The 22,154-nt window shown below is 66.1% G+C and carries 21 protein-coding genes; 3 read left to right on the top strand and 18 right to left on the bottom strand.

The genetic code is table 11. The features are described from left to right. The first annotated feature begins 94 nt into the window (after positions 1 to 94). Entirely contained in the window at positions 95 to 1,027 is a 933-nt protein-coding gene (fmt, locus tag CAL22_RS19960; protein ID WP_094816163.1) for a methionyl-tRNA formyltransferase, read from the top strand. An 8-nt stretch (positions 1,028 to 1,035) separates the two neighbouring features. Here fmt and CAL22_RS19955 read toward each other — a convergent pair whose 3' ends face one another. From CAL22_RS19955 to CAL22_RS19900, 12 genes are all read right to left on the bottom strand, one after another. Beyond that, on the bottom strand, positions 1,036 to 1,662 hold the full coding sequence (locus CAL22_RS19955) for a pyridoxamine 5'-phosphate oxidase family protein (protein WP_094816161.1): 627 nt from the start codon (positions 1,660 to 1,662) through the stop codon (positions 1,036 to 1,038). Between the two features lie 12 nt (positions 1,663 to 1,674). Beyond that, positions 1,675 to 2,307: an HAD hydrolase-like protein gene (locus tag CAL22_RS19950; protein WP_094816159.1), complete on the bottom strand. Its 633-nt coding sequence runs from the start codon at positions 2,305 to 2,307 to the stop codon at positions 1,675 to 1,677. Further along, on the bottom strand, positions 2,304 to 2,882 hold the full coding sequence (locus tag CAL22_RS19945) for a hypothetical protein (protein ID WP_094816157.1): 579 nt from the start codon (positions 2,880 to 2,882) through the stop codon (positions 2,304 to 2,306). Before CAL22_RS19945 ends, CAL22_RS19950 begins: the two co-directional genes overlap by 4 nt. Positions 2,883 to 2,892: 10 nt before the next feature. Further along, positions 2,893 to 3,480 carry a TIGR00730 family Rossman fold protein gene (locus tag CAL22_RS19940; protein ID WP_094816155.1) on the bottom strand — a complete coding sequence of 196 codons (588 nt, stop codon included), beginning with the start codon at positions 3,478 to 3,480 and terminating at the stop codon, positions 2,893 to 2,895. A 108-nt stretch (positions 3,481 to 3,588) separates the two neighbouring features. Further along, positions 3,589 to 4,512 (bottom strand): hydroxymethylglutaryl-CoA lyase, encoded by a 924-nt coding sequence (locus CAL22_RS19935; protein WP_094816820.1) that lies wholly within the window; start codon positions 4,510 to 4,512, stop codon positions 3,589 to 3,591. An 11-nt stretch (positions 4,513 to 4,523) separates the two neighbouring features. Beyond that, entirely contained in the window at positions 4,524 to 5,714 is a 1,191-nt protein-coding gene (locus CAL22_RS19930) for a CaiB/BaiF CoA transferase family protein (protein ID WP_094816153.1), read from the bottom strand. Between the two features lie 11 nt (positions 5,715 to 5,725). Continuing rightward, positions 5,726 to 6,448: an ABC transporter ATP-binding protein gene (locus CAL22_RS19925; RefSeq protein WP_094816151.1), complete on the bottom strand. Its 723-nt coding sequence runs from the start codon at positions 6,446 to 6,448 to the stop codon at positions 5,726 to 5,728. A gap of 9 nt (positions 6,449 to 6,457) precedes the next feature. Continuing rightward, a complete protein-coding gene (locus CAL22_RS19920; RefSeq protein WP_094813893.1) occupies positions 6,458 to 8,215 on the bottom strand; it encodes a branched-chain amino acid ABC transporter ATP-binding protein/permease in 1,758 nt (585 codons plus the stop codon). Beyond that, a complete protein-coding gene (locus CAL22_RS19915) occupies positions 8,212 to 9,126 on the bottom strand; it encodes a branched-chain amino acid ABC transporter permease (protein ID WP_094816149.1) in 915 nt (304 codons plus the stop codon). Before CAL22_RS19915 ends, CAL22_RS19920 begins: the two co-directional genes overlap by 4 nt. Before the next feature lie 54 nt (positions 9,127 to 9,180). Continuing rightward, positions 9,181 to 10,371 carry an ABC transporter substrate-binding protein gene (locus tag CAL22_RS19910; RefSeq protein WP_094816147.1) on the bottom strand — a complete coding sequence of 397 codons (1,191 nt, stop codon included), beginning with the start codon at positions 10,369 to 10,371 and terminating at the stop codon, positions 9,181 to 9,183. A gap of 62 nt (positions 10,372 to 10,433) precedes the next feature. Further along, positions 10,434 to 12,068 (bottom strand): GMC family oxidoreductase, encoded by a 1,635-nt coding sequence (locus CAL22_RS19905; RefSeq protein ID WP_094816145.1) that lies wholly within the window; start codon positions 12,066 to 12,068, stop codon positions 10,434 to 10,436. 7 nt (positions 12,069 to 12,075) lie between these two features. After that, the gene (locus CAL22_RS19900) at positions 12,076 to 13,545 is read right to left on the bottom strand and encodes an NAD-dependent succinate-semialdehyde dehydrogenase (protein ID WP_094816143.1); all 1,470 of its coding nucleotides are present in this window, start codon (positions 13,543 to 13,545) and stop codon (positions 12,076 to 12,078) included. A gap of 188 nt (positions 13,546 to 13,733) precedes the next feature. Between CAL22_RS19900 and CAL22_RS19895 the strand changes: the two genes are divergently transcribed. Beyond that, positions 13,734 to 14,624, top strand: coding sequence for a LysR substrate-binding domain-containing protein (locus CAL22_RS19895; RefSeq protein ID WP_094816141.1), 891 nt, complete (start codon positions 13,734 to 13,736; stop codon positions 14,622 to 14,624). A 39-nt stretch (positions 14,625 to 14,663) separates the two neighbouring features. Here CAL22_RS19895 and rimO read toward each other — a convergent pair whose 3' ends face one another. The 3 genes from rimO to CAL22_RS19880 all read right to left on the bottom strand — a co-directional run bounded on the left by rimO (position 14,664) and on the right by CAL22_RS19880 (position 17,716). Next, complete coding sequence (gene rimO / locus CAL22_RS19890) at positions 14,664 to 15,965, bottom strand: 30S ribosomal protein S12 methylthiotransferase RimO (protein WP_094816818.1); 1,302 nt, start codon at positions 15,963 to 15,965, stop codon at positions 14,664 to 14,666. A 178-nt stretch (positions 15,966 to 16,143) separates the two neighbouring features. Then, on the bottom strand, positions 16,144 to 16,389 hold the full coding sequence (locus tag CAL22_RS19885; protein ID WP_094816139.1) for a helix-turn-helix domain-containing protein: 246 nt from the start codon (positions 16,387 to 16,389) through the stop codon (positions 16,144 to 16,146). 115 nt (positions 16,390 to 16,504) lie between these two features. Then, positions 16,505 to 17,716 (bottom strand): MFS transporter, encoded by a 1,212-nt coding sequence (locus tag CAL22_RS19880; RefSeq protein WP_094816137.1) that lies wholly within the window; start codon positions 17,714 to 17,716, stop codon positions 16,505 to 16,507. Between the two features lie 104 nt (positions 17,717 to 17,820). Between CAL22_RS19880 and CAL22_RS19875 the strand changes: the two genes are divergently transcribed. Further along, positions 17,821 to 18,720 (top strand): LysR family transcriptional regulator, encoded by a 900-nt coding sequence (locus CAL22_RS19875; RefSeq protein WP_094816135.1) that lies wholly within the window; start codon positions 17,821 to 17,823, stop codon positions 18,718 to 18,720. A 7-nt stretch (positions 18,721 to 18,727) separates the two neighbouring features. Here CAL22_RS19875 and CAL22_RS19870 read toward each other — a convergent pair whose 3' ends face one another. The 3 genes from CAL22_RS19870 to CAL22_RS19860 are packed head-to-tail and all read right to left on the bottom strand — an operon-like array spanning position 18,728 to position 22,135. Then, the gene (locus CAL22_RS19870; protein WP_094816133.1) at positions 18,728 to 19,486 is read right to left on the bottom strand and encodes a GntR family transcriptional regulator; all 759 of its coding nucleotides are present in this window, start codon (positions 19,484 to 19,486) and stop codon (positions 18,728 to 18,730) included. A gap of 2 nt (positions 19,487 to 19,488) precedes the next feature. Then, positions 19,489 to 21,081 carry an AMP-binding protein gene (locus tag CAL22_RS19865; protein WP_094816131.1) on the bottom strand — a complete coding sequence of 531 codons (1,593 nt, stop codon included), beginning with the start codon at positions 21,079 to 21,081 and terminating at the stop codon, positions 19,489 to 19,491. Between the two features lie 10 nt (positions 21,082 to 21,091). Next, positions 21,092 to 22,135, bottom strand: a complete 1,044-nt coding sequence (locus CAL22_RS19860) for a cyclase family protein (RefSeq protein ID WP_094816129.1) — start codon at positions 22,133 to 22,135, stop codon at positions 21,092 to 21,094. Between the last annotated feature and the right edge of the window lie 19 nt (positions 22,136 to 22,154).

Genomic DNA, 22,154 nt, shown 5'->3' with positions numbered 1-22,154 from the left:
CTCGCCGCGTGAGGCTGGCCCGCCATCTGGCGGGCTTTGTGTTTTCCGGCGCCGGTTTCACAATATCGCTTTGCCCAACTCTGGAAGTTTCCCCATGCGCATCGTTTTCGCCGGCACGCCGGATTTCGCCCGCCTCGCCCTGCAAGCGCTGTTGGCCGCGGGTCACGAAGTTGCGCTGGTATTGACGCAGCCCGACCGCCCGGCGGGCCGCGGCCTGAAACTGACACCCAGTCCGGTGAAAGCGGCCGCGCTAGCGGCCGGCATCGAGGTGGCGCAACCGCGCAGTCTGCGCCTGGACGGGCGGTATCCCGACGAAGCGCAGGCCATCCAGGCACGCCTGGCCGAGATCGCACCGGAAGTCATGGTGGTGGCCGCCTACGGCCTCATCCTGCCGCGCTGGACGCTGGATCTCCCGGCGCGGGGCTGCCTGAACATTCACGCCAGCCTCCTGCCCCGCTGGCGCGGCGCCGCGCCCATACAACGGGCGATCGAGGCTGGCGATGAGCGTACCGGCGTGACTATCATGCAGATGGATGAAGGGCTGGACACGGGCGATATGCTGCTCGAGCGGGTCGTGCCCATTGATGGCCAGACCACGGCCGCCGCTCTACACGACGCCCTGGCCGAAGCGGGCGCCGAAGCCATCGTGGCGGCGCTGGCGGACCTGGTCGGGCTCGCGCCGCGCAAACAGCCTGAACAAGGGGTGACCTACGCCGCCAAGTTGGACAAGGCCGAGGCGGCATTGGATTTCGGCCAAAGCGCCCAGATCCTCGAGCGGCGCATCCGGGCCTTCAATCCGGTGCCCGGCGCGAGCCTGCGGCTGCCCGGCCTGGCCGAGCCGGTAAAGGTGTGGCGCGCGCAGGCGCTGCCCGAGCACAGCACCGCGGTGCCCGGCACGGTCGTGCGCGCAACGGCGCAAGGGGTGGATCTGGCAACCGGGCAGGGTGTGCTGCGTCTGCTGGAATTGCAGAAAGCCGGCGGCAAGCGCCAACCGGCCGAGGTCTTCGTGCGTGGCTGGCAGCCCTGATCAGGGCCTCAGTACAGCGTGCCGCGCATGCGTTCGGGCAAGTCGCGGTCGTAAGCCACGCCATCGATGGTGCCGGCGCTCAGGTCGGCCAGCATGCGGCCGGTGCTGGGCAGCGTGTCGCGGGCAATTTGCCGGGCCGGATCCCACAGCCCGGAGCGCACAATGGCCCGGGCACACTGGAAATACACTTTCTCGACATGGATGATGAGCACCGAACGCGGCGTTTTGCCATCCATGCTGAAGCGCTCGAGCAGGCCCGGATCCACGCTGATCTGTGCCCGGCCGTTGACGCGCAGTGTCTCGCCGATGCCGGGGATGAGAAAGAGCAAGGCGACCCGCGGATCGTCGAGCACGTTGCGCAGGCTGTCGATGCGGTTGTTGCCGCGCCTGTCGGGCAGCAGCAGCGTGTGGTCATCTTCGATGGTCACGAAGCCGGCGGGGTCGCCGCGCGGCGAGGCATCCAATCCCTCTGATCCGGCGGTGGCCAGGATGGCAAAGGGCGCCGCGGCGATGAAGGCCCGGTAATGCGGATGCACATGATCGGCCTCTTTGGCCAGCGATGGCCCCGCAGGCTCTCCATAACGTTGAGCGAGGTCCACCGCATCGGTGACGAGATAGCGCGGATCGGGAGTCATGGGGCTCGGGAGTCAGGCGGGCAGGAGCGAGCGGGCAAGTTCGTGCACGTTGCTGAAGACCAGGTCGGGTTGATGTTCACGCAGGGTCGCTTCACGGTTGTAACCCCAGGCCACCACGCCGCTATCGACGCCGGTCTTGCGGGCGGCCTCGATATCGCGGATTTCGTCGCCGATCAGGATGGCCTGGCTGGCGGCGATGTGCGTGTCGCGCAGCAAGTGTTCGATCTTGGCGGGTTTGCCGAACAGATCGGTGCCGCAGGCGTAATCGGCGATCAAGGGGGCCAGTGCCGGCCCGAGCACGCGCTGCACGTTGGCGGTCGAGTTGGAACTGACCACGGCCATACGCGAGCCGCTGCCGTGCACGGCACGCAGCATGGCGTCGACGCCCGGAAACAAGGAGACCTTGGGCACGGCGTCTTCCATGGCCTGGCGTACGAAGGCGAGGATGGCCGGGGCTTTCCAGAGCGGGATACCCAGCTGCTTCATGATGTCGTAGGCGCTGTGCTGGCGCAGGCGCAGGCGCTCTTCGGCGTCTGGCTTGCGAAAGCCGAACTTTTCGGCCACATCGTGCAGGATGGATTCCATCCAGGGCAGGGTGTCGGCCAGGGTGCCATCGAAATCGAAGGCCACGAGGGAGTACTTCATGGCAGAGTCTGAGTGGCCGGCGCGGTCTGATGGCGTAACCAGTGCATGACGGGCGCCAGCGCCTCGATGGGCGGGGCGGCCGATACGATGCGCGCGGCGTCGGTCCAGGGATAGGGTAATTGCGTCAGCCAGCCGAGTACGGCGGACTGCGCGGTAGGCGGCAGCACCTCCATGACATCGATGGTGATGCTCAGTTGGCGCGCCAGATAGGGCTCGGGCTGGAACAGCCAGTCATAGCGGCCGGCCCCCACGCGCACCGCGCCGCTGGCCTTGTCCGTCATGCCCACGAACCAGTCGCATGAAAAACCGGCCAGCGCCGCCGCGTCGGGCGGCGCGGTCAGATAGAAGGTGAAGACGTTTTCGTAGGTTTGCCCGAACTTTCGCACCAGCGTGTCGGTGATGGCCTCCAGCCCGCGTGCCTGGGGCGGAAAGGCGATGGCCTGCGTGTGCAGGCGCATCTCCAGCAGGGCATCCGGGGCGAAGGCGCGCGCCATGTACCAGGGCCGGTTCTCGTCCTTGGCATGGAAGTAGTTGCGCAGGCAGGTGGCGGTGGTCGAGGCGGCGGTCTGGGTCATGATGTGCGCGTCAGTGTTCGCCCTGGCTGATCCACTTGGATACGGTGGGCGGTTCGTAGGTGGCAAAGCGGTCCAGCAGGGTCGCGGCGTCGCGTTCTATCGCCAGCATGGCACGATGTTGCGGCCGCATGAAGGCTTCCGCAACGGTGTGGTCCAGAAAGCGGGCGAGGTCGTCGTAATAGCCGGCGATGTTGAGCAGGCCGCAGGGCTTCTGGTGCATGCCCAGCTGCGCCCAGGTCCAGGTCTCGAACAGTTCTTCGAGCGTGCCGGCCCCGCCGGGCAACGCCACAAAACCTTCGGCGAGTTGGGCCATCATGGTCTTGCGCTCGTGCATGGATTGCACCACGTGCAGCTCACTCAGGCCGCGGTGGGCAAGTTCTTTCTGCATCAGGCTTTCGGGGATGACGCCGATGACGTGTCCGCCCGCTTGCAGGGCGCCGTCAGCGACGGCGCCCATCAGGCCGACGGCCGCGCCGCCATAGACCAGGCCGATGCCACGCTGGGCAAGCTGCTGGCCGAAGGCGTGGGCCTGTTCGAGGTATTCGGGCTGGCGGCCACCGTTGGAGCCGCAATACACACAGATTCGTTTGAGAGGCATGGCTGCTAAAGCGGGGCCGGCATGATGCCGGCCGGATGAGGAATCGCTCTAGTTTACGCAATTGTGGCGGCGCCCTCAGGCACGCCGCCACGGCCTCTGTGCGCAGGGTCAGGCCGGAGGGGGATGCAGACGCGAGCGCGTGCCGGCCTTGAGCAATTGGCTGGGGATGTCATGGCCGACGAGGGCGGGCAGCGTGGCGGAGATCTCCAGCAGCCGCTCGACGTCGATGCCGGTGTCATAGCCCATGAGGTTGAGCATATGGACCAGCTCTTCGGTGCAGGCGTTGCCGCTGGCGCCGGGCGCATAGGGGCAGCCGCCCAGCCCGCCCAGCGAGGCGTCGAAACGGTCGATGCCCGCTTCGAGCGCGGCCATGGTGTTGGCCAGCGCCATGCCGCGCGTATTGTGAAAGTGCAGCGTCAATCCCACGCCGGGAAACAGGCGCCGGGTTTCCGCGCAGATACGGCGGACCTGCGAGGGATAGGCCATCCCGGTGGTGTCGCACAGCGTGATGCCCTCGACGCCCAAGGAAGCGAAGCGGCCCACCAGCTCGTAGACGTCAAACGCATTGATGTCGCCCTGCATCGGGCAGCCGAACACGGTGGACAGCGAGACATTGATGGCGATGCCACTGTCGCGCACGACCGCAATGACTTCCGCCAGTTGTTCGAGCGACTGCTCGCGCGTCATGCGCAGGTTGGCCCGGTTGTGCGTTTCGCTGACCGACATCACCAGATTGACTTCGTCGACCTTGCATTCCATGGCGCGTTGCGCGCCGCGCACATTGGGCACCAGCACCGTGTAGACCACGTCCGGATTGCGCTGAATGCGGTGCATCACCATTTCGGCATCGCGCAGGGCCGGGATGGCCTTGGGCGAGGTGAACGAGGTGACCTCGATCTTGGCAAAGCCGCTGGCCGACAGCTTATCGATGAAGGCGATTTTGTCTTCGGTGTCGATGAACTGGCGTTCGTTCTGGAAGCCGTCACGGGGGGCGACTTCCTGGATGTAGAGTTTCTTGCCCGTGTTGTCCATGATGCGTTTTCTCAGATGAGCCCGCGCGAGCGCCATTGCGCCCGTTGCTGAGCGTCCACGCCCAGGCTTTCCAGCACTTCGTCGGTGTGTTGGCCCAGGGTGGGGGCGGCGCTGGCGATTTCGCCGGGGGTGCCGGACAGCTTGGGGACGATGCCGGGCACCTGGATCGGGGTGCCGTCGGCAAGCTGCTCGTCGATGATCATGTCGCGCGCCCGGTAATGCGGGTCGGCGGCGATGTCGGCCACGTCGTAGATCTTGCCCGCCGGAATCTGGCCTTGATTCAGCGCAGCCAGCACCGTTTCCTGGTCATGGCGGCCGGTCCATTCCGAAATGGCCGCATCGAGCATTTCGACATGTTTGACGCGGCCGGCGTTGTTGGCCAGGTCGGGGGCGTCGGCCAGCTCAGGGCGGCCGATCACGCCCATCAGGCGCTTGAAGATGCTGTCGCCGTTGCCGGCGATCAGCACATACTTGTTGTCCTGGCAGCGGTAGGCGTTGCTGGGCGCGATGCCCGGCAGGCTGCTGCCCGCGGCCTGGCGGACTTCACCGAAGACGGCGTATTCCGGCAGCAGGCTTTCCATCATGTTGAAGACGGACTCATACAGCGCGACATCGATCCACTGACCGACGCCGGTGGCATCGCGCGAACGCAAAGCCAGCAGAATGCCGATCACCCCGTGCAGCGCCGACAGCGAGTCGCCGATGGACACGCCCACGCGCACCGGGGTGCGGCCGGGTTCGCCGCTCAGGTGGCGCAGGCCGCCCATGGCCTCGCCGATGGCCCCGAAGCCCGGCAGATCGCGGTACGGCCCGGTCTGGCCGTAGCCCGAGACCCGCAGCATGACCAGGCGCGGGTTGATGGCGCGCAGATCTTCCCAGCCCAGGCCCCAGCCTTCCATCGTGCCCGGCTTGAAGTTCTCGATGACGACATCCACCTCGGTCACCAGCTTGCGGATGAGATCCTGCGCTTCGGGTTGGCGCAGATCCAGGCTGACCGATTTTTTGTTGCGCGACTGGACCTGCCACCAGACAGAGGTGCCCTCATGAATGAGGCGCCAGTTGCGCAAGGGATCGCCCTTGCCGGGAGGCTCGATCTTGATGATTTCGGCGCCGAACTCGCCCAGCATCTTGGCCGCGAAAGGGCCGGCGATGAGCTGGCCCAGCTCGAGAACACGGATGCCGCTCAGGGGTTTGGTTGACATGCTAAGTCCCGTCAATGCTTGTGTTTGCCCAGATAGGCCTGGCGCACGCGTTCGCTGGCCAGCAGTTCCTGGCCGCTGCCCTGCATCACGATACTGCCGACCTCGAGCACATAGGCGCGGTCGGAGATGGCCAGGGCCTGGTTGGCCATTTGCTCGACCAGCAGGATGGTCATGCCCTGTTCCTTGAGCGCGCGGATGATGCGGAAGATCTCCGCGACGATGAGCGGGGCCAGGCCCAGCGAGGGCTCATCGAGCATCAGGATGCGGGGTTTGCTCATCAGGGCGCGGCAGATGGCCAGCATCTGCTGCTCGCCGCCGGACAAAGTGCCCGCGTACTGTTCGCGCCGCTCTTTGAGGCGCGGGAACATCGCAAAGCAGGTTTCGATCTCGGCATCGAGCACGGCCTGGGGCTCACGCCGCAGAAACGCGCCAAGCAGCAGGTTGTCGTGAACGGTCTGGTCCGGGAAGACCTGCCGGCCTTCGGGCACATGGGCGATGCCCAGGCCCACGCGCTGGTGCGCGGGGATGCCGGCCAGGTCCTGGCCCTCGAGCAGCACCTGGCCGGTGGATTTCTCGATGCCCGAGAGCGCGCGCATCATGCTGCTCTTGCCCGCCCCGTTGCCGCCGATGATGGTCACGATCTCGTGGCGCTCGACGTGCAGCGACACTTCCTTGAGCGCGTTGACCGCGCCGTAGTTGACCGAGAGGTTCTGGATATCTAGCAATCTGCTCATGACTGGCTCCTACGCCGGGGCGCCCAGGTAGGCTTCGATGACTTTGGGGTTCTCCTGGATCTGGGCGGGCAGGCCGCTGGCGATCTTCACGCCATAGTCCAGCACCACGATCTGATCCGAGATGGCCATGACGAGGTCCATGTGATGCTCGATGAGCAGCACCGTCAGGCCCTTGTCGCGCAGCCGGGCGATCAGTCCGGTGAGCGCGTCGGTCTCGGCAGGGTTCAGGCCCGCGGCCGGCTCGTCGAGCAAGAGCAGCTCGGGCATGGCGGCCACCGCGCGGGCGATCTCCAGGCGGCGCTGCAGGCCGTAGGGCAGGCTGTTGGCCGCGTCATCGGCGTAGCGCTCGAGTTCGAAGAACTTCAGGATGGCATAGGCCTCGCGGCGCATGCGCCGCTCCTCGGCCAGGCTGGAGGGCAGACCCAGCAGGTTGGCCCAGAAGCCGGAGCGCTGCACGCGGTACAGGCCCACCATGACGTTCTCCAGCGTGCTCAGGCCCTCGAAGAGCTTGAGGTTCTGGAAGGTGCGCCCGATGCCCAGCGAGGCGATCTGATCGGCCGGCAGGCCCACCAGGTCGTGATCCTTGAAGCGGATGCTGCCCGCATCGGGCGTGACCAGCCCGGAGAGCAGGTTCAGCGTGGTGGTCTTGCCCGCGCCGTTGGGGCCGATGAGCGAGACGATGCTGCCTTCCTGGATGCTGAAGGACACCTTGTTGGTGGGCACCACGCCGCCGAAGGCCTTGTACAGGTCCTTGACCACCAGCAGGTCGCCGGCGCCTTGCTTGCGGGTCTGCGTGGGCGACCAGGGTTTGATGGCCTCGCGCTCGCGGGCCGAGAGCAGGCTGCGGCGCGGCAGCACGCGCGCCAGCAGGCCGGACAGGCCTTCGGGCATGGCATAGAGCGCGAACAGCAGGATCAGGCCATAGGCGAAGTGCTGCACCTCGGGCCAGCGCGCGAGCATGGCATCGATCACGGTCAGCACCACCGCGCCCAGGAAGGACCCGGTGGGCGAGCGCCCGCCAAAGAGCACCAGCACCAGGAAGAAGACCGAGAGGTTGAAGTTGACGAAGTCGGAGTTGATGTACTGGTTTTGCTGGGCCACCAGGCCGCCGGCGATGCCGCAGGTGATGGCGCTGATGACAAAGGCCAGGATCTTGAAGCGGTAGACGCTGATGCCCACGCTGCCGGCGGCGATCTCCGAGGTGCGCACGGCGGCAAAGCCGCGGCCGAAGCGGCCGTTGAGCAGCAGCGAGGTGGCCGCATGCAGCAGCAGGCCGATCACCACCACCACGACCACCCACTGGCGCCCGTCGAGCGGCGCGCCGCCCCAGGTCAGGCCGGTGATGCCGTAAAAGCCCTCCTGGCCCTTGAAGACGTCGGTCCATTCGGAGACGATCTTCTCGATGAGCAGGCCGAAGGCGATGGTGACCATGGCCAGGCTGGGGCCTTTGACCTTGAGCGCGGGCAGCGCGATGGCCACGCCGAACAGGGCCGAGATCACGATGGCCGCGGCCAGCGCCAGCCAGGGGTTGACCTGGTAGTTCACCGTGAGCAGCGCCACCGTGTAGGCGCCCACGCCGAACAGGCCGGCGTGGCCCAGGGACTTCTGGCCGGTCTGGCCGACCAGGATGTTAAAGCCCGTGGCGGCGATGTAATACACGCCGATGTTAAAGAGGATGAGCAGGTAGAAATCGTTCAAACCCGAGTAGGCGGCAGCCACGGCCAGAGCGGCCACGCACAGCGGGACGAGGAGAGGACGCAGATTCATACTTTCTCCGCGTGGACACGGCCCAGGATGCCGGCGGGCCGGAAATAGAGCACGACGATGATGAGCGCGAAGACAGCGATCTCGCGCAGATTGGAGTACCAAAGGCCGATGAGGGATTCCAGCAGGCCGATCAGAAAGCCGCCGAAGATGCAGCCGCGCGGGTTCTCCAGGCCGCCGAGGATGGCGGCCGAGAAGGCCTTGAGCGAGAGCAGCGTGCCGACGAAGACGGAAGCCGTGGCGATGGGGGCAACCATGACGCCCGCAACCGCGGCCAGGGCCGAGCTGATGGCGAAGACACCCACGGCGACCGCGTTGGCATTGATGCCCATGAGGCTGGCGGCCGATTTACTGAAGGCGACGGCGCGCACGGCCTTGCCCATCTTGGTGCGATGCAGCGCCCAGTCCAGCACGATCATCAGGACCAGGGTGGTGGCAAAGACCAGGATCTCCTGCGGCCGCACACCGGCGCCCAGGATGTTGACCACGCCCTCGCCCAGCGGCGAGGCTACGGCGATGGGCGCCGGGCCCCAGATGAGCAGAGCCAGGTTCTGGATGATGATGCCAAAGCCGATGGTGCTCATGACCCAGGACAGACCGGCCTCGCCCACGAAGTGCTTGATGGCGGTGATGTAGAGCACGTAGCCCAGCAGGGCCAACACCAGCATGGCCGCGGCCAGGGCGAACAGGAAGCTGCCCCAGGTGACGTCCTGCGGTGACGGAAAACCGATCAGCTTGCCCTGGGTGACCAGCACGATGGCGCTGATGCCGATGAGCCCGGCCAGGGCCAGAAACGCCCCTTGGCCGAAGTTGAAGGTCTTGGTCGTGGTGTAGGTGATGCTGAAACCGAACGCGACCAGGGCATACACGCTGCCCATGGCCAATCCACTGAGTATGGCTTGTAGTAATTGCATGCTGGAATCCTTGCCAGCGCGCCCCTGCCGCGACAGGGACGCGCCTTGCGTCGATCAGAGCTTGAGGTCTGCCGGCGTGATGGCCTTGACGATCTCGTCATCGACCGAGACCACCTTGCCATCGACCCAGCGCACCAGTCGGAAATCCTTGACCGACAGGGCTTCGTGGTTGTCTGCCGTAAAGGGCTTGTTATAGGTCTTGATGACGCCCTTGGCTTGCTGCAGATTCTCCAGCGCGGCTTGTACCTTCTCGCCATCGGTGGACTTGGCTTGCTCCATGGCGGCGGCCAGCAGCTTGACCGAGTCATAGGCCTGGGCGGCCATCACATAGGTGGGCAGGCGGCCGTCGCGCTTCATGAGCGTGTCATACAGTGCCTTGGAGTCAGCCGAAGAGTCTTCGGTGATCGAGGCGGTGAAGATCATCTTCTTGGCCAGTTCTGGCCCGGCGATGCGCAGGAACGGCGAGCTCAGGTTGGCCCAGGAGGCCAGCGTGGTCGGGAAGTAGCCGATCTTCTCCAGGCTGCGCATGACGTGCGCATTGGAGTCCGACAGTGCGTAGACGATGAGCGTATCGGCGCCGGAGCTCTTGATCTTGTTGAGCTGCGAGCTCATGTCGGTGTCTTTCGGACCGAACTTCTCGTTGGCCACCGGCTTGATGTTGTGCAGCTCGAGGATCTCCAGCGCATCCTTGGCGCCTTGCTGACCATAGCCGGTGGTGTCGGCGATGATGGCGACCTTGCCGTTCTTGCTGGCGCGTGCCGCGTAGGCCGCCAGCAGCGCGATCTGGTCGCGGTCGCGCATGGAGACGCGGAAGATGTAGTTCGGCGGCGACTTGGTGTAGCGGCCCGTGATATCGGTGGCCGTGGCAACCGGCGAGATCGTCGGGATCTTCTTCTGTTGCGCGATGTGCAGCCAGGCAAGCATGTTGCCCGAGTTCACGCCGCCCAGCATGGCGTTGACCTTCTCGTTGTCCACCAGTTCGTTGGTGTTCTGGATGGCCTTGGGCGGCGCGCCCACGTCGTCGCGCGCCACGATGACGACCTTCTTGCCCAGCACGCCGCCTGCGGCGTTGAGCTCGTCGGCAGCCTGACGGGCGCCGGCCAGAGCCGAAATACCGAAGTCGGCCGAGCCGGTGGCCGACATATCGCTGTTAAAGCCGATCTTGATGTCGTCGGCCAGTGCGCTGGCGCTGGCCAGCAAAGCGGCGGTCAGGACAAGAGCCTTGAGCGGGTTGTTGTGTTTCACTGCGTTGTCTCCTGGGCGTGCCCCTTATACGGGGTGCCTTAACGATCGGAACTGCTTGTGGGTCAGGACTGCTTGATCAGATCCGCAGCCTTGTTGCCTATCATCATGGTGGCCGCGCAAATATTGGCCGAAGGCATCGCGGGCATGACGGAAGAATCGACGACGCGCAGGTTCTGCACGCCGTGGACACGGAGCTGGGGATCGACCACCGCCAGACGGTCGCCGGCCGGGCCCATGCGGGCCGTGCCATTGACGTGGTACGAAGACACGCCGTAGCGGCGGGCGAAATCCAGCAATTCGGTATCCGACTGGCACAGAGGGCCGGGCAGCGCCTCGCCATCGAAATAGGGGGCCAGCGCCTGCGACTGCAGCAGGCTGCGCGCCAGGCGTATGCCGCGCACCAGCGTGATCTGGTCGTCGGGGTGGCTGAGGTAGTTGGCGCGGATCAGGGGATCCTGCATGGGATCGGCGCTGCGCACGCGCACCTGGCCCCGGCTCTGCGGCCGGTGCTGCCACACCCCGGCGGTCATGCCGGGGAAGTCATCCAAGACGCCGACATAACCTTCCTTGTAGCTGGCCGGCGTGAAGACGCCTTGCAGATCGGGAGCGTCCAGTTCGGGCAGCGATTTCCAGAAGTAGTGCAGCAGCGAGGGGCTCAGGGCCATGATGCTGGGGCGCTTGAGCAGCCAGCGGCTGACTTGCCCGACCAGGTTCAGGCCCTTGACCAGCTCGTTCATGGTCTGGCTTTGCTTGACGCGGGCCACCACGCGGACCGAGTAGTGGTCGCTCAGGTTCTCGCCCACGCCGGGCAGATCGCGCACGACCGGGATGTTCATCTCGCGCAGGAAATCGGCCGGACCCAGCCCCGAGAGCTGCAACAGCTTGGGCGTGTTGATGGCGCCGCTGGCCACGATGACCTCGCGGTTGGCCCGCACGCTGCGCGCAGCCGACGGGTGACGCGGATCACAGTACGCGACGCCGACCGCGCGGTTGCCTTCGAACAGCACCTGGGTGGCTTGCGCATGCGTGCGAACGGTCAGGTTCTTCTTCGCCATGGCGGGGCGCAGAAAGCAGCGCGCCGTGCTCATGCGCCAGCCCCGGTCGATGGTGCGCTGAAAGTAACCGACGCCGGCCTGGCTGGCGCCGTTGTAGTCGGGATTGCGCGGCAGGCCCTGTTCCTCGGCGCCGGCGATGAAGGCCTCGCACAAGGGGTGAATCCAGTCGATGTCCGTGACCGGCAGCTCGCCCGTGCGTCCGCGATAGCGCGAGTCGCCGCCGATGCGCCGTTCCATGGACTTGAAGTAGGGCAGGACTTCCTCATACGACCAGCCGGTGTTGCCCAGACTGGCCCAGTGGTCGTAATCGGCCGCCTGGCCGCGGTTGTAGACCAGGCCGTTGATCGAGGTCGAGCCGCCCAGCGTGCGGCCTTGCGGAATCGGCACGCGGCGGCCGTTGGTCAGATCGGTCGGCTCGCTGGAGAACTGCCAGGCGTACTTGTTGTTGAACACCGCCTTGATGAAACCGGCCGGGATATGCAGCCAGGGGCTGTGATCCGGCGGGCCGGCTTCCAGCACGCAGACCGTCGCGCCGCGGGCGCTGAGACGATTGGCCAGGATGGCGCCGGCGGCGCCCGAACCCACGATCACATAGTCGTAACGGTCCGCATCCCGCAGGGACGATTGCTGTGCTTGATTCATGGCGGTTTCAGCGTGCGGCGTTGAACGTCTTGCCGGCGAGGCAGACGTATTTGATTTCCAGGAACTCTTCGATGCCGTACTTCGAGCCTTCGCGGCCGACGCCCGACTCCTTGATGCCGCCAAAGGGGCCGACCTCGTTGGAGACTGCGCCCGTATTGACGCCCACGATGCCGTACTCCAGGCCTTCCATGACGCGCCAGACGCGCTCCAGGTTGGCGGTGTAGAAATACGCGGCCAGGCCCGACTCGCTGTCGTTGGCGCGGGTCAGAACGGCCGCTTCGTCTTCGAAGGTGCTGATGCCCACGACCGGCCCGAAGATCTCCTGATGGGCGATGTCCATGGCGTCGGTCACGCCGGTCAGCAACGTGGCTTCATAGAGCAGGCTGCCCTCGGCCTGAAGCTGGCCGCCGGTCAGTATGCGGGCGCCCTTGGCGCGGGCGTCCTCGACCAGGCCACGCACTTTGTCCACGGCGCGCTGATCGATCAGCGGGCCCAGCGTGACGCCGGGTTGCAGGCCGCCGCCCAGCTTGAGTTGTTGGATCTCGGCTTGCAGCTTGTCCGTGAAGGACTGCGCCACGGATGCATGCACGTAGACGCGATTGGCGCACACGCAGGTCTGGCCGGCATTGCGGAACTTCGAGGCCATCAGCCCCTGCACCGCGTCGTCCAGGTCGGCGTCCTCGAACACGATGAACGGCGCGTTGCCGCCCAGTTCGAGCGAAAGCTTCTTGATGTTGGCGGCGCTTTGCTGCATCAGCAGGCGACCCGTCTGGGTCGAGCCGGTAAAGGTGAGCTTGCGCACCGTGCTGTTGCCGGAAAGCTCGGCGCCGATGGGCGCGGGGTCGCCAATGACCACGTTGAGCACGCCAGGCGGGATGCCGGCCTGTTCGCCCAGCCAGGCCAGCGCCAGCGCGGTAAACGGCGTGAGTTCGGAGGGCTTGAGCACCACGGTGCAGCCCGCCGCCAGCGCCGGGCTGACTTTGCGCGTGACTAGCGCCGACGGGAAATTCCAGGCGATGATGGCCGCCACCACGCCGACCGGCTGGCGGATGGCCATCATGCGCTGGTCGCCCCGGGGGCTGGGCAGCACGTCGCCGTAGACGCGCTTGGCTTCCTCGGCGAACCATTCCACGAAAGACAGGGCGTAGTTCAGCTCGCCTCGGGCTTCGGCCAGGGGCTTGCCTTGTTCCAGCGTGAGCAGCAGGGCCAGGTCGTCGGCATGGGCCTCGATGAGTTGATGCCATTTGCGCAGAATCGCGCCGCGCTCCTTGCCCGTCTTGGCGCGCCAGGCCGGCAGCGCACGGTCGGCGGCCGCGATGGCGCGGGCCGTTTCCGCGGCGCCCAGGTTGGGAACCGTTCCCAGGCTGCTGCCGTCATGCGGATTGCGTACGGTGATGGTGGCTTGGCTGTCGGCGTCGCACCATTGGCCGCCGATATAGGCCTGCTGCCGCAGCAGCTGGGCATTCTGCAATTTCATGCTGTCTCGTCTTCCACATCGAACTTATCGCCCCATGTCGGTGACATCGAGGCCATTTTGGGGCGAGTCTAGCAATGGCGCGCGCAGCGGCTAAAGCAGTGTTTAGCGATGCTGCCATCACCAAATGCGATGACGGCTGCCGTCGTGGCTAAAATGGGCGCCGTAACCTTTTCCGGGCTGGCCGTTGCATGCGTCTCGATCCCACCTCCCTCAAGCTTTTCATCAGCGTGGTCGAGCTGGGCACGATTGCCGCGGCCGCCGAGCAGGAGCACATCGCCGCGGCGGCGGTCAGCAAGCGCGTCAGCGAGCTGGAAGAGAACCTGGGCATTCGCCTGTTGACCCGCACCAACAAGGGGATACACCCCACGCCGGCCGGCTTCGCCCTGTCGACCATGGCGCGGCGCGCCCTGCACGAGCTGGATGAAGTGGCAGTGCGCATGCGCGAGTACGCCAGCGGCCTGCGCGGTTTCGTGCGTGTATTCGCCAATATTTCGGCCATCACGCAGTTCCTGCCACGGGACATCAAGGATTTCCTGGGTGAATATCCGAACGTTCAGGTGGATCTCGAAGAGAAAATCACGCCCGCCATTATCAAGGCCGTGGCGGAAAACGCCGCCGATGTGGGCATTTTTTCAGGTACGGTGCCCGACCACGACGTGGAGATCCTGCCCTATCGGGAAGACATGCTCGCGCTGGTGGTGCCGGCCACGCATCCGTTGCAGGCCACCGCGGGTTTTCGTTTCGTCGACGCGCTGGAGTATGACTTCATCGGCCTGCATCGCGGCAGCGCCATCAACCGTATCCTGTCGCATGCGGCCAGCGGCGCCAAGCGCACCGTCAAGCTCAAGGTGCAGGTCACCGGTTTTGACGCGCTTTGCTTTATGGTGGATTCGGGGCTGGGCGTGGGCGTGCTGCCGCTGGATCTGGCGCAGCGTTACTCCGCCATGTTCAACATTCGCATCATCCCGCTGACCGAGCCTTGGGCGCGCCGCAAAATTCAGATCTGCGTGCGCGCCTTTGACGCGCTGCCCACCGCGGCCAAGCTGTTTGTCGACCATTTGAGCCGGCCGCAGTTGTAAGGCGGGCGGGTCATCGCCGCAGGCGATGACCCCTGCCGGTCAGATGCGATCGGCCCAGAGGTCGTACTCATCGGCGTCGGTGACCCGCACGCGGACCATGTCGCCCGGCTTGACCGGCGTGTCCGTCGAGACATATACGCAGCCGTCGATCTCGGGCGCATCGGCGCTGGAGCGGCCCACCGCGCCCTCTTCATCGACCTCATCGATGAGCACATCGATCTCGCGGCCGATGCGTCGTTGCAGGCGCGCCGCCGAAATCGCCTGTTGGTGCTCCATGAAGCGCTCCCAGCGCTCCTGCTTGACGGCGTCGGGCACCGGGTCGGCCAGCTCGTTGGCCGGCGCGCCTTCCACGGGCGAATACTGGAAACAGCCCACGCGGTCGAGCTGCGCCTCGCTCATCCAGTCGAGCAAGTACTGGAAATCCGCTTCGGTCTCGCCGGGGAACCCGACGATGAAGGTCGAGCGTATGGTCAGGTCCGGACAGGCGGCGCGCCATTGATGGATGCGCGCCAGCGTCTTGTCCTCGAAGGCGGGACGCTTCATGGCTTTGAGAATGCGCGGGCTGGCATGCTGGAAGGGGATATCCAGATAGGGCAGCACGCGGCCGTCGGCCATCAGCGGGATGATGTCGTCGACGCTGGGATAAGGGTAGACGTAATGCAGCCGGGTCCAGACGCCGAGTTCGGACAAGGCATCGCACATTTCGGTCATGCGCGTTTTGACCGGACGGCCGTTCCAGAAGCCGCTGCGGTACTTCAGATCCACGCCATAGGCGCTGGTGTCTTGCGAGATGACCAGCAGCTCTTTGACGCCGGCTTTGACCAGGCGCTCGGCTTCGCTGAGCACGTCGCCCACCGGGCGGCTGACCAGATTGCCGCGCATGGACGGGATGATGCAGAAGCTGCAGCGGTGATTGCAGCCTTCGGAGATCTTCAGGTAGGCGTAGTGGCGCGGCGTGAGCTTGACGCCCTGCGGCGGCACCAGATCGACGTAGGGATTGTGATCCAGGCGCGGCGGCGCGGCCGTGTGCACGGCGCGCACGACCTGCTCGTATTGCTGCGGGCCGGTCACGGCCAGCACGCTGGGATGCACCTCGCGGATCACCGACTCTTCCACGCCCATACAGCCGGTGACGATGACCTTGCCGTTTTCGGCCAGCGCTTCGCCGATCGCGTCCAGCGATTCGGCCTTGGCGCTGTCGATGAAGCCACAGGTATTGACGACCACCACATCGGCGTCGTTGTACTCGGGCGTGACCTCATAGCCCTCGGTGCGCAGCTGCGTGAGGATGCGCTCGGAGTCCACGAGCGCCTTCGGACAGCCCAGGCTGACAAAGCCCACGCGCGGCGCGCGGCCGCTCGAGCCGCTGCTGGCCGCTTGGCTTGCGGCCGGCGCCTGAAGGGTGGCAGGCGTTGAACCTGCGGCGCTGCTGGGGCCTTTGCCGGCCCGGGATGTTTCCAGGATTTCCACTATCGTTCACCGTAGTTGCGCGCGGCCTGCGGCCGCGTCGCGGAGTTATTCAGGCCGTCTCGTCCATGGGTGGCAGGTCGCGCAGCGTCTCCGGATGGAGAATCGCCACCCGCAGCAGGGTCTGGGCCGCGCCCGAAGGATTGCGGCGGCCTTGTTCCCAATCCTGCAGGGTGCGCACACTGACGCCCAGCAGATCGGCGAAGTCTGCCTGCGGCAGTCCCACGCGATTGCGGGCCTCACTGATGCGCGACGCCGGCCACCGCGCGGGACGCTGCGGCGGGGCTGCTTGTTTCATGGCTTGATCTGTTCACGGGCGGGGGGGATGCCCCCGCGGCCTGGGCCGCCGCGCCGGGGGAGGCGCAGGCCGAAGATGCGGGATTATACGGCAATGCCGTAGGGTGCTCGGCGGCCTATCCGGTGTGGCGTCCCGTCGCGGGCGCAGGCGCCGGCCGGCCCCGGGCATGCACGAGCCAGGCCAGGGCGCACAACACGCCCCACAGCAGGCAGGCCAGCTTCCAGCCGCCGGCATGCCAGGCCAGGCCCGCGCCCCAGGAGCCGGCCGCCGCGCCCAGGAACATGCCGGTCATGTAGAGCGTGTTCAGGCGGCTGCGCGCTTCCGGGCGCAGGGCATAGACCACATGCTGGTTGGCGATCATGGCCGCTTGCTCGCCGATGTCTACCAACAGGATGCCCACAACCAGGCCGATGAGGCTGGCCCAGGCGCCCAGGATCACGAAAGAGACCAGCATGATGAACACGCCCAAGGCGATCACGCTGTGCGGGCCGCGCCGGTCGGCGATGCGGCCGGCCAGCGGGGCCATGAGAATGCCGGCCGCGCCCACGACACCCATCAGGCCGGCCACGTCCGCGCCCAGCCCGAAGGCTTGATCGAGATACAGGGCCAGGATGGTCCACATGCCAATGAAGGCGCCGAAGAGCAGGGCCTGCACGCGCGTTGCGCGGCGCAACTGCGGTTCAGACCGCCACAGACCCCGCAGCGAGCGCATGAGTTCGCCATAGCGGTGCGTGGTCTGAGGGCGGGTAGAGGGCAGTTTGACCAGCAGGATGAGCCACATCAGGGCGCAGGCGGCCGCACCCAGGCCGAAGGCGGCTCGCCAGCCCCAGTGTTCGCCGGCAAAGCCGCCTACTACGCGCCCCAGCAGGATGCCGCAGAGCAGGCCGCTCATGACCGTGCCCACGACCTGGCCGCGGCGTTGCGGATGGGCCAGCTCGGCGGCGAGGGGGACGATCTGCTGAGCCACCGAGCCGCCAATGCCGACACAGACCGAGATCAGGGCTGCGCTCCAGGCCGCGGGCGCCAGGGACAGCCCGGCCAGCGCCAGGCACAAGCCCGCGGACTGACACAGAATGAGATGCCGGCGATTGACGCGGTCGCCCAGGGGCACCAGCAACAGCAGTCCGCAGGCAAAACCCAGCTGCGTGGCGGTGGGAATGAGGTTGACGATGGCCGCGTCGTGCGGGAAGGCTTGCAGCAGCAGTTCCAGCAGCGGTTGATTGAAATAGATGCTGGCCACGAACACACCGCAGGCGGCGGCCAGTGTCGCCAGCAGGCTGGCGTCCAGCGCCGAGGGCAGGGGGGCTTGAGCGGAAGCGGCGGGCATGCCGGCTCCTGGAGAAGTCTCGAAGGTGGGGATTATGAAAGCGCAGCTTCTTGCAGAGAAGACTAATATCTGCAAGGTATCCATTCAAATTTGAAAGAGTGGCGATGATTCCCCGTCCCGACGAAATGGCATTGTTCGTGGCCGCGGTCGATCAGGGCAGCCTGTCCGCGGCGGCCCGGTTGACGGGCCTGTCGCTGGCCTCGGTGAGCCGCCACATGAGCGCGCTGGAAAACCGGCTGGGCACGCGTCTGTTGGTGCGCTCCACCCGCAAACTGCTGGTCACCGAAGCGGGGCGGCGCTATTACCAGGGCGCCAAGCGCATGTTGGCCGAAATCCATGAGATGGAAGCGGGGCTGAGCGCCGAGGCCGCCGAGCCCGCCGGACGCTTGCAGCTGACCGCCCCTTTATTGCTGGGCCGCGTCCACCTGGTGCCTTTGCTGGCCACGTTTCTGCTGCGTTATCCCCAGGTGACGCTGGATGTGTCGCTGCTCGATCGGCCCGTCAATCTGCTGGAGGAGGGGATAGACATCGCCATCGTTGTCGGCCCGCAGCCCGACTCCAGCCTCGTGGCCCGCAAACTGGGGGCGATCCGTTGGGCTTTGGCGGCCGCGCCGGCTTACTTGCAGCGCCGCGGCGAACCGCGCCGCCTGACCGATCTGGCCCAGCATGACGGGCTGGTGTTCAGCCCGCATGCGAACGAGCAGGAATGGTGGCTGCGCGAGGGCGACAATCTGGTGGCCGTGCGTCCGCGGGTGCGTATGCGGTCCAACGTTCTGGACGGTGTGATGGCCGCCGCGGTCGCCGGCGCGGGGATTGTCTACGCGCCGGCCTGGGCCTTTGCCGATCATGTGGCGCAGGGCCGCCTGAGGCCGGTGCTGCCTGAGTGCGAACCCGCGCCCCGGCCCATCTATGCCTTGTTGACCCATCAGCGGCTGCTCGCCAGCCGGGTGCGCGTGCTGCTGGATTATCTCGGCCAGGCGCTGGAGCAACAGTCATTCGCGTGAGCGGCGCTCAGCAAAGATCGAACTCCAGTTTTACGAATTTGGTGGGGAACTCGAGCCGGGCAAAGTAGATGAGGCGCTCGTCGTCACAGGCGTAGCGGCGCACCTCGGCCACGCTGTCGCCGACGTTGAGGTTCAGCGCGCGGGCCGATTCGATGCCGGCGTCGGCGATGGTGATTTTCTGCCGCGCCTGGCCGATCTTCAGCCCGGGGATACGAGCGATGACCGAGGCGGCCGCCGCTTTGAGAAAGGCCGCCTTGTGCCGTTTGAACAAGTCCTCGGCGAGGTAGACCTCGCTGAAGCAATACGGCACGCCATCTTTGACATGCAGGCGGCACAGATGGCGGTAGGCTTGCGCATACTGGCCGGAAAACGCCATGCCGAGTTCGGGCAGCGTGGCGATGGCATGTGCGCCGTCGGCGATGCTCTCGGTGCCCAGCAGATCGCTCAGGGCCACGGTTTCTTCCCAGTTTGACGGTATCTGCAGTTCCGTCACCCCGGGCAGATCGCTGCGCACGAAGGTGCCCTTGCCCCGCCCGCGCCGGATGTAGCCTTCTTCTTCGAGGATGCCCAGGGCGTTGCGCAGTGTCATGCGGGCCACCCGGTAGTGCGCCATCAGGTCTTCCAGCGAGGGAATTTGCTGATCGGGCAGCCAGACGCCTTGCGCGATATTGCGGCGAAACTCCGCCGCCAGTTGCAGATACAGCGGCAACTTGCTGCGGGACAGAACCTCGGAGGCGTGCGCTTGCGGCAGGGACGGCTGGGCCATGGCTAGGTCGGGGGCTGGCGGTCGTCCAGAATGGCCTGGGCTTGCTGGCGCAGCACGTGTTTTTGCACTTTGTTGGAGTTGGCGCTTTGCACCATGGGGAAGTCCTCCACGAAGATCACGCGATGCGGGACTTTGAACTTCGCCATGGCGGTCTGGCAGGCGTCAATGATAGCGCGCTCATCCGTGTCCGCCGCGTTGCGGCGCACGAAGGCGACCGCCACCGTCTTGCCCTGCCACTGCGCGCCGACGACCTGTGCGCCGGCCACGCCGGGCAAGGCTTCGATGAATTGCTCGATTTCCAGTGGCGAGACCAGAAAGCCGCCCAGGCGCAGGTGGTCCCCATCGCGGCCCTGGAAAATGAACAGGCGCTCATCGAGGGTGTAACCCAGATCTCCCGTGCGGAAAAAACCGTCGGCGCTGATGGCCTTGCGGGTCGCCTCCGGGTCGTCCAGATACTCGGCCATGAGGCTCGGCGCCTTGATTTCGATCTGGCCGATGGCGCCGTGGGGCAGGATGGCGCCACTGTCCGGGTCGATCGCGCGCACGCGGCCCTCTGGCGCGGCGATGGTGCCACCGGCGACGCGACGCTGCGGCCAATCGGTCTGCAAGCGGTGGCCGGCCACCAGGGCCTGCAATTCGCTGGACCCGTACAGCCCGGCGATAGGCAGACCCGCCTGGCGGGCGCGTTCAGGCAGATCGTCCATGGCCGGCGAAAAGCTCGCAAAGCCGACGTAGCGCAAAGAAGGATAGGGCCGGGGCTGGCCTTCGGCCTGCCGCAGGACGTGATCGATGAATTCGTTGTTGGCGAAGGTGTGGGTCACGCCATGCTCGCGGATCTGGCGCGCCGTGGCCGCGGCATCGAACACCGCCAACGACACCAGGGTCGCGGCCTGCGTCAGCCCGGCCAGCATGGTGGAGAAGCCGAAAGCGCCGCACAAGGGCGAGGCCAGCAGCACGATGCTGTCCGCATCGATGCCATAGGCCTGCGCGGCGATGTGGCCGTGCGCGATGAGGCCAGCCTGGCGATGCAGCACCAGCTTGGGCGCCGAGGTCGTGCCCGAGGTGGTGTAGACCAGGGCGCCGTCGCTTTCCTGGCCGGGGTCTTCGAGCCGGACGTCTGATTGCTTGCCGCGCGCCGTATAGGGCAGTGCGTCGGGCAGGGCGGCAATGGTTGTCAGCGGCTCGCGCTCGCCCACGGCGATGACGCCGCGCAGGGGGCGCAGGATGGCCGGATCGATGCGCTTGAGTGTGTCGGCGAAGGGCAGGCCCTTGAAATCCGGCCACATGGCCAGCCAGGTGCAGCGGCCGCGCGCCAGCAGCTGCCCGACCTCGTGCTCGCGAAAGCGCGTATTGACCGCCACCACCGTCATGCCCAGCCGTGCGCAGGCCAGAAAGGTCACCAGCCATTCGATGCAGTTGGGCATCCAAAGCGCCAGCCGCTCGCCGCGTCGCGCGCCGTGTTCATGCATGAGGCCGGACAGCCGCTCCACCTCGGCCAGCAGGCCGGCGTAGTCCAGTGCGCGGTCCTGATCCTGAAAGGCAATGCGTTGGGGCGTACGCGCCGCGTGCGCCTGAATAAGCGTATGGAAATTCATGCTGCGGGCCTCAGAGCGTGGCAATCGGCGTGACGGGCGATCCGACGGCGCCGGGCAGGCGCAGCGGCGGCGCGGTCAGCAGGAAGCGGTTGCGCCCGGCGGCGTGCAAGGCCTCGGCCAGGTCCTTGAGGTACCAGAGTTCGGCCAGCGGCAAGCCCAGCTTGAACAGGCAGTGATGATGCAAGGGGAGCAAAGACTTCTTGCCCTCGCGCTCGCGGGCCGGATAGGCTTCGACGGCGTAGTTGTCGGCGCAGATGGCGGCAATGCCGCTGTCGCTGATCCACGCCAGCAAGGCCTCGTCGGCGCCATCGAGCACGCAGCAGGCGTGGTGCAGCCTGTCCGGATCGGGGCTGCCCGCCATCTCGGTGATGAGCTCCGCGAACCCCGTGCGCAGCACGAGCATGTCGCCGGGCTCGACCGTGACGCCATCTTTGTGCATCACCTCCATGAGTTCGCGATATCCGATCAGCGTGCGCTCGCGGCCATAGTGGCGCGTGAAGTCCACCAGCACGCCACGGCCCTGCATGCCCTTGACGGCGAAGTTCTCGATGCCAAGCTTGAGCGCGCCCATGGCGTGGCTGCCGCTACCGCAGCAGTCCCCATGGCCGTGCGGCGTGCCGGCGTCCAGGATGTCCTGGCCGGCCTGGTAGCCGTTGTAGTAGACCTTGCGCGGCGCGCCGCTGCCGTCGGTGTCGAAGTACGCCCCCACATGGGCGAGCGCATCCCATTGCGTGGAGTACTGCAAAGACATGACGACCTGGTCGTCGCTCAACACATCGATGGAGGAGGGGTCGAGCTTTTCCATCGGGAAGTTCATGTACGGCACCCCATCGCGCTCGGTGCCGCTCAGGCGAGGCGGTTTACGGCGCGGATTCAATGCCATGCCGCCCGGCAGATCCAGTGGCAGGGACAGGCAGAACACGCTGCCCTGTCTGACTTCCTTGACGCCTTTGAGCACCTGTTCGGAGCCGATCAGGTTGACGCGGCCCAGTTGATCATGTTCGCCGAAATCGCCCCAGGTGGAGCCTTCCGGTCGTTGTGTCCAGCGTTTCATTTGCTTCCTCAGTATCGGG

It is taken from the genome of Bordetella genomosp. 12 (assembly GCF_002261355.1).
Lineage (GTDB): Bacteria > Pseudomonadota > Gammaproteobacteria > Burkholderiales > Burkholderiaceae_B > Bordetella.
The sequence above is the reverse complement of the archived record's forward strand: the minus strand, read 5'-3'. Positions and strand labels throughout refer to the sequence as shown.